This is a genomic window from Pseudomonas sp. D47 (genome assembly GCF_045447305.1).
GTDB lineage: Bacteria > Pseudomonadota > Gammaproteobacteria > Pseudomonadales > Pseudomonadaceae > Aquipseudomonas.
This window is the reverse complement of the sequence record NZ_JBJGXU010000117.1, coordinates 1-6880: the sequence shown is the minus strand read 5'-3', so window position 1 is coordinate 6880 and position 6880 is coordinate 1. Positions and strand designations below refer to the sequence as shown.

7 protein-coding genes are annotated in these 6880 nt (G+C 60.7%); 4 read left to right on the top strand and 3 right to left on the bottom strand.

Features of this window, described 5'->3' with window-relative positions:
* Positions 1-66: 66 nt before the first annotated feature.
* Entirely contained in the window at positions 67-681 is a 615-nt protein-coding gene (locus tag ACI77I_RS31435) for an NAD(P)-dependent oxidoreductase (protein ID WP_407000072.1), read from the bottom strand.
* Between the two features lie 34 nt (positions 682-715).
* Positions 716-1582 carry an MBL fold metallo-hydrolase gene (locus ACI77I_RS31430; protein WP_094953225.1) on the bottom strand — a complete coding sequence of 289 codons (867 nt, stop codon included), beginning with the start codon at positions 1580-1582 and terminating at the stop codon, positions 716-718.
* A 106-nt stretch (positions 1583-1688) separates the two neighbouring features.
* Here ACI77I_RS31430 and ACI77I_RS31425 point away from each other — a divergent pair, with 106 nt between their 5' ends.
* Positions 1689-2594: a LysR family transcriptional regulator gene (locus ACI77I_RS31425; RefSeq protein ID WP_407000070.1), complete on the top strand. Its 906-nt coding sequence runs from the start codon at positions 1689-1691 to the stop codon at positions 2592-2594.
* Between the two features lie 99 nt (positions 2595-2693).
* A complete protein-coding gene (locus tag ACI77I_RS31420) occupies positions 2694-2870 on the top strand; it encodes a hypothetical protein (RefSeq protein ID WP_242154937.1) in 177 nt (58 codons plus the stop codon).
* A gap of 65 nt (positions 2871-2935) precedes the next feature.
* On the opposite strand, the gene ACI77I_RS31415 is transcribed toward ACI77I_RS31420, so the two are convergent.
* A complete protein-coding gene (locus ACI77I_RS31415) occupies positions 2936-3811 on the bottom strand; it encodes a helix-turn-helix domain-containing protein (protein WP_407000068.1) in 876 nt (291 codons plus the stop codon).
* Between the two features lie 190 nt (positions 3812-4001).
* Between ACI77I_RS31415 and pobA the strand changes: the two genes are divergently transcribed.
* Together pobA and ACI77I_RS31405 are read left to right on the top strand one after the other, a co-directional pair.
* The gene (pobA, locus tag ACI77I_RS31410) at positions 4002-5186 is read left to right on the top strand and encodes a 4-hydroxybenzoate 3-monooxygenase (RefSeq protein ID WP_407000074.1); all 1185 of its coding nucleotides are present in this window, start codon (positions 4002-4004) and stop codon (positions 5184-5186) included.
* A gap of 67 nt (positions 5187-5253) precedes the next feature.
* Entirely contained in the window at positions 5254-6771 is a 1518-nt protein-coding gene (locus ACI77I_RS31405; RefSeq protein WP_407000066.1) for an MDR family MFS transporter, read from the top strand.
* The last annotated feature ends 109 nt before the right edge of the window (positions 6772-6880 follow it).

The window sequence follows — 6880 nt, the reverse complement described above, 5'->3', positions numbered from 1 at the left end:
GTGAAGCTATCGCAGGCAAGCCAGCTCCCACACAAGCCAGCTGCCACAGTTTTGACCGTGTAAGGCTTAGTAACCCACGGTGAAACGCTGACGTGAGTGCTTCGGCGTTTCCACTTCGTCGATCAGTGCGATGGCAAAGTCAGCAAAACTGATCCAACTACGGCCTTCGGCACTCACCAGCAACTCATCCTGGCCCACACGGAATTGGCCGGTGCGCTCGGTCTCAACGAACTCCGCCGACGGCGACAGGAAAGTCCAATCCAGTTCCTTTTCCTGGTGCAGGGTGTCCAGGAACGCAGCACCGGCACTGGCTTCGGCCTTGTACTCCGCCGGGAACCCCGGGCTGTCGATCACGCGGCTGCCATCGGGCAGCAACAACGAACCTGCACCGCCCACCACCAGCAGGCGTTTCACCGAGGCTTTCTTCACCGGGCCGATCACGGCACTGGCCGGCAGCGTGGCGAAATGCGCCGCACTGATCACCACATCGTTGCCGCTGACGGCCTGTTGCAACGCTTCGGCATCCAGCGCATCGACTTGCTTGACGGTAACGCCTGGGCGCGCCGCCAGCGTGTCGGTATTACGTGCGATGGCCGTGACGGTATGCCCACGACGCAGCGCTTCTTCCAGCAGTTGGCTACCGGCACGACCGGTGGCACCAATAATTGCAATCTTGCTCATAACGCTCTCCAGTCAGTCAGGGTTAAAAAACCATTCACCACTTCATTTCGCCCTTGGCGACTTTGGCGCTCAGGTCCAGCGAGCTTTCGTCGGCGAGGTTGGGGTAGCGTTTTTTCATCGCTGCAATCAGGGCGGCGGAGTCCTTGGCTTTGGCGGTTTCGACGTCGAACGCCTTGATGTAGTCAGCGGTAAAGGCCACGGACTTCAGTGACGGGCTGCCCAGGAAATGGCCTGGAATCACGGTAGTCGGTTTCAGCTGTTGGATACGTTGCAGTGTTGCCAGCCAATCCTTGTGGGACTGTGCACTCTGGGTGTCGGCCATCCACACGTGGATGTTTTCGGCGACTACCACACCGCCGACCACGGCCTTGATCGAGGGGATCCACACAAAGCTGCGATCCGGCTGCGGGCCGTCCAGGCCGATGATTTCCAGTGGTTGACCTTCGAGGGTCAGGCTGTGGCCTTCAAGCACGTGCGGCACGATGGTTTTTGCCGGTTTGTCGGCGCCCATTTTCGGGCCCCAGAATTCCAGCTTGCCGGCGACGGTGGCCTTGATATGGTCGACCACCGGTTGCGGTGCCAGCACCTTGGCGTCGGGGAACGCGGCGGTCAGGGTGTCGAGGCCGAAGTAGTAGTCCGGGTCGCCATGGCTGATGTAGATGGTGGTCAGGTGCTTGCCGCTGGCGCGAATCTTTTGCACCAGCTGCTCGGCCTGGCCTTTGCCGAATTGTGCGTCGACCAGAATCGCGTCTTTTTCGCCGCTCACCAGTACCGAGCTGACCGGGAAGATCGCAGCTTCACCAGGGTTGTACACGTCGAGTTTCAGCGCTGCCGCCGAAGCTTGGGCGGCGAAGGCCAGGGCGGCGGTCGCGAGGGTCAGGCGTTTGAGGGTGGATAGCATCGGGGCAGCTCCAGTGATCGTTAAAGGATGCACAGAGCTTAGTTGCACTAAACGCCACAAAAAATGCGATGCTGAAACATAGTTTGTTTCTAAAAGCGTGCAAATCATGGATCGTCTTCAATCAATGCGGGTGTTTGTCACGGTAGTCGACCTGGGGAGCCAGTCAGCCGCCGCTGATCAGTTGGACCTGTCGCGGCCAGTGGTTTCACGTTATCTGGCCGAGCTTGAGGATTGGGTGGGCGCTCGCCTGATGCACCGCACGACGCGCAAGCTCAGCCTTACCGCGGCGGGTGGCGAAATGTTGCCCCGTTGTCGGCAAATGCTCGAGTTGTGCAACGACATGCAGTCGGCCGTCAGTGAGCCGGACGAATCGCCGCGTGGCCAACTGCGGCTAAGTGTCAGCAGCTCGTTCGGCCAGGCGCAGTTGGCGGATGCCGTGGTCGAGTTCGTCAAACGCTACCCGTTGGTCAGTATCGACATGCAGATGCTCGACCGTACGGTGAACCTGGTGGATGAGCGTATCGACCTGGCCATCCGCACCAGTTTTGAGCTGGACCCCAATCTGATCGCTCGCAAGCTGACGCTCTGCCGCTCGGTGATTTGCGCCTCACCGGCCTACTTGCGGGAGCATCCGCACCCGCAGCACGTGCACGACCTGGCGGAGCACAACTGCCTGACGCACTCCTACTTCGGCAAAAGTCTGTGGCACTTCACCGAAAATGCAGAGCCGGTGTCGGTGGCGGTGCAGGGCAATATCAGCGCTAACGAGGCGACCACCTTGTTACGGGTGACGCTGGCGGGCGCCGGGGTGGCGCGGCTCCCCAGCTATCAGGCGGGTGACTACATCCGCAGCGGCGAATTGATCCGTTTGCTGCCCGAGGCCGAGCCGCAACAGATGAATGTTTACGCGGTGTTTGCCTCGCGCAAACACATGCCGTCGGCGCTGCGCAGCCTGCTGGATTTCCTGGTGCAGCGGTTCCCGGAGGAGCCGGTTTGGGATATCGGCCTCTGAACCCGACATAAAGATGTTGAATGGCGCCCCATAATGGCAACTCGCCCTGAGTGACCTATGCTTTAAACAGCACCGAGTCGTTTCATTCAGAGGTGTGCCATGACTCTAAAAATCAGAAAGTACCTAATGATCTTCATCCTGTGCGCTGTGGCGACCGCGCTGTACGGCACGGCCGCCTACCGGGTTGAACAGACCCGCATGCAGCCGACCTTTGCGATCAGCTGCCATCAGGACCTGTGTGTTCCGCGTACCGGCAGTTTCAGCGCGCTCAGGTAGGCTGCTCAGCCTGATCGGTCCCACGCGCAGCAAAGGAATGCAGCAACGCACGCTCCGCGTTCGAATCAATCGGCTTTCAATTGCTCGCGAAACGCCTTGGGCGAAAACCCGACCCGTCGGCGAAACAGCCGAGAGAAGTTGGTGGGGTCGGAAAACCCCAACACCTCCGACATCTCATTGATGGTCATGCTGGTGTAGGTCAGCAGGCGCTTGGCCTCCAGCAACTGGCGGTCATGCATGATCTGCAGCGCAGGCTGCCCGCCCAATTCCCGACATGTGCCGTTCAGGTGTGAGACCGAGATGCCCAGTTTGTGGGCCAGGTCTTCAATTTTCGGGTGTTCGCGGTAATGCTGTTCAACCAGTTGGGTAAAACGCCGGAAATACTCGCGCCCACGTGGTGCTCGCGGGTGGCGGCGCTGGATGGCCTGGCGGCTGATCCATACCAGCAACACGCTGACCAAGGCGTGCATCATCATGTCACGCGCCGGTTGCTCATCGGCGTATTCGTCTTGCAGGCGGGCAAACAGGCTGTTGAGGTAGTCGCTGTCCTTGCCTGCCGCGTAACTGCCCAGGGTCTGCAAACCGTCCACCGTCGCGCCCAGTTGCGTCTGCATATAGCTGACCAGCGGCGCCGACAGCGTCACGACGTAACCTTCGACATCCTCGGCAAACCGAAACCCATGCACACACAAAGGCGGCAGCACCTGCAAGGTCGCTTCGCTGAGCGTAGTGCGCAGGCCTTCGATCTCCAATTGCGCCTGGCCTTTGTGCACGTACAACAACTGGCAGAGGTCCGCGTGCCGGTGGGGCTGGATTTCCCACTGGTACTCCCGGCTGCGCCGGGAAATGGTTTCACAGTGCAACAAATCAGGGGTCGGCCATTGCTGGCTGTCCCCGTAAAGCTTGAAGACCGGAATCGCGGTACTGGCAGTTTTGGTCATGGTTTCAATCCGATACTCAGGATAGTGGTGCGGTAATCGCCCCGATTGGCAAAAAGCGCAGGCTTTGTCTCAGTTTTCACCTTCTTATGGCGGCCACTCAAGTGAAAAATGATCAGCAACATGATGAATGACAACTCTTTCACCTGATCCGTTCGGGTGAAGCTTACGGGTTATAAAAATAATGAAAACGCTGAAAACCCAAGTCGCCATTATTGGCGCCGGTCCCTCAGGATTGCTGCTTGGCCAACTGCTGCACAATGCGGGTATCCATACCCTGATTCTAGAGCGTCAGAGCGCCGATTACGTGCAAGGCCGCATCCGTGCCGGGGTGCTGGAACAAGGCATGGTCGACCTGCTGCGCGAGGCCGGCGTCAGCCGGCGTATGGATGCCGAAGGCCTGGTGCATGACGGTTTTGAGCTGGCGCTCAATGGCCAGCTCAGCCACATCGACCTCAAGGGCTTGACCGGCGGCCAGTCGGTGATGATTTACGGTCAGACCGAAGTCACCCGAGACTTGATGCAAGCGCGTGCAGCCGCCGGCGCCGTCACCCTGTACGAAGCATCCAACGTGCAGCCCCATGCCCTCAAAAGTGATCGACCCTGGCTGACCTTCGAACATCAGGGTGAGGCCTTTCGCCTGGAGTGCGACTACATCGCCGGTTGCGATGGTTTCCACGGCGTTGCGCGTCAGGCGATTCCGGCTGAGTCGCTGCAAGTGTTCGAGCGCGTCTACCCCTTCGGCTGGCTGGGCATTCTTGCCGACACGCCGCCGGTGCACGCGGAGCTGGTCTACGCCAAGCACCCACGCGGCTTTGCCCTGTGCAGCATGCGTTCGCCGACCCGTAGCCGTTATTACCTGCAAGTGCCGGCTGAAGAGCCGCTGGATGAATGGTCGGATGAACGGTTTTGGGATGAGCTGAAAGCTCGCCTGCCGAGCCAACTGGCCGAACAACTGGTCACCGGGCCTTCCATCGAGAAAAGCATCGCGCCGCTGCGCAGCTTTGTGGTGGAGCCGATGCAATACGGGCGCCTGTTCCTGCTTGGGGATGCCGCGCATATCGTGCCGCCCACCGGCGCCAAGGGCTTGAACCTGGCCGCCAGCGATGTGAGCACGCTGTTTCGCATCCTGCTCAAGGTGTATCGCGAGGGGCGCGTGGACTTGTTGGAAAAGTACTCGGCAATCTGCCTGCGTCGGGTGTGGAAGGCCGAGCGGTTCTCCTGGTGGATGACCTCGATGCTGCACCAGTTTCCCGAGGCGGACGGCTTCAGCCAGCGCATTGCCGACAGCGAGCTGGCGTATTTCATCCACTCGCAGGCGGGTCGCAAAACCATTGCAGAAAATTACGTCGGGCTTCCTTACGAAGCTATCGAGTAGCCTGCTATCGTATCGAGCATTCCCGCAGGCCCTTCCTTTCCTGCGGGCCTTGCTCGAAGGTTCTGCCGTGACCCACCTCAATCAGCCCACCCAACCCGTCCCCGCCGTGCGCAGCGTGCTGGCCGCCTTGATGATGGCGATCTTCCTTGGCGCCCTGGACCAGACCATTGTCGCCGTGTCCATGCCGGCCATCTCCGCGCAGTTCCACGACGTCAACCTGCTGGCCTGGGTGATCTCTGGCTACATGGTGGCGATGACGGTGGCGGTGCCGATCTACGGCAAGCTCGGCGACCTGTATGGGCGCCGCCCGATGATGCTGATCGGCATGGGCGTGTTCACCCTGGCCTCGCTGTTTTGCGCCATGGCCCAAAGCATGGAGCAACTGGTGCTGGCGCGGATTCTCCAGGGCATCGGTGCCGGTGGGATGATCTCGGTAAGCCAGGCGATCATCGGCGACATCATTCCACCGCGTGAACGCGGGCGGTATCAGGGCTACTTCAGCAGCATGTACGCGGTGGCCAGCGTGGCCGGGCCGGTGCTCGGCGGTTACATGACCGAGTACCTGTCCTGGCGCTGGGTGTTTTTGATCAACCTGCCGCTGGGCGCCGGCGCCTGGTACGTGGCCCATCGCACGCTGGTGGGGCTGCCGGTGCCGCAGCGCAAGCCGATCATCGATTATCTCGGCACCGTGCTGATGATCGTCGGCCTGACCGCCTTGTTGCTGGGCATTACTGAAATCGGCCAGGGCCATCATTGGCGTGACCCGCAAGTGTTGGGGCTGCTGGTCTGTGCGCTGGTGGCGCTCACAGTGTTTGTCTGGCATGAACGCCGTGCGCGCGAACCCTTGCTGCCGATGCACCTGTTCGCCAACCGCAGCGCGGTGCTGTGCTGGTGCACGATTTTCTTCACCAGCTTCCAGGCGATCTCCCTGACCGTACTGATGCCGCTGCGGTATCAGACGGTGACCGGCTCAGGCGCCGACAGTGCCGCGCTGCACTTGCTGCCGCTGGCGATGGGCTTGCCGATGGGCGCCTATTTTGCCGGGCGCATGACCTCGGTGACCGGGCGTTATAAGCCGATGATCTTGACGGGCGCGTTGTTGAGCCCGTTTGCGATTCTGGGCATGGCCTACAGTGCGCCGCAGGCGGTGTGGCTGACGGCGGTGTTCATGTTGCTGTGCGGGATTGCGGCGGGGATGCAGTTTCCTACGTCCCTGGTGGGGACGCAGAATTCGGTCGAGCAGCGGGATATCGGCGTTGCGACCAGCACCACCAACCTGTTTCGCTCGTTAGGCGGGGCGGTGGGCGTGGCGTGCATGTCGGCCTTGTTGCTGGCGTTGTTGCAGGATTCCAGCTTTGCGCACTTGGCCAGCGGTGCGCTGGTGGCCGAAGGCAGTTCCGGGAATGTCTTGCTGGACGGCTTGAACGCCGCGCCAGGGCCTGCGCAGGATGCATTGCGCGGGGAGTTGGCGGTGACGTTTCGGCATTTGTTGATGGTGAGTGCGGCGGTGTCGTTGCTGGGGTTGGCGGCGGCGCTTGCGATGCCTAACCGCGTGCTGCGCGGGCGTGAAGACAACGCTAAGTAATTGACACAATGATGAGCGAACTGTGGGAGCTGGCTGGCTTGCTTGCGATGGGCATAGGTATCTACGCAACTTTTTGTGTTGCTTTTAGCCTGCGATGGTTTAGGTAGAT

Coding starts and splice junctions, on each gene's coding strand:
- ACI77I_RS31435 (WP_407000072.1), bottom strand. CDS start 681: ATGAGCAAGATTGCAATTATTGGTGCCACCGGTCGTGCCGGTAGCCAA.
- ACI77I_RS31430 (WP_094953225.1), bottom strand. CDS start 1,582: ATGCTATCCACCCTCAAACGCCTGACCCTCGCGACCGCCGCCCTGGCC.
- ACI77I_RS31425 (WP_407000070.1), top strand. CDS start 1,689: ATGGATCGTCTTCAATCAATGCGGGTGTTTGTCACGGTAGTCGACCTG.
- ACI77I_RS31420 (WP_242154937.1), top strand. CDS start 2,694: ATGACTCTAAAAATCAGAAAGTACCTAATGATCTTCATCCTGTGCGCT.
- ACI77I_RS31415 (WP_407000068.1), bottom strand. CDS start 3,811: ATGACCAAAACTGCCAGTACCGCGATTCCGGTCTTCAAGCTTTACGGG.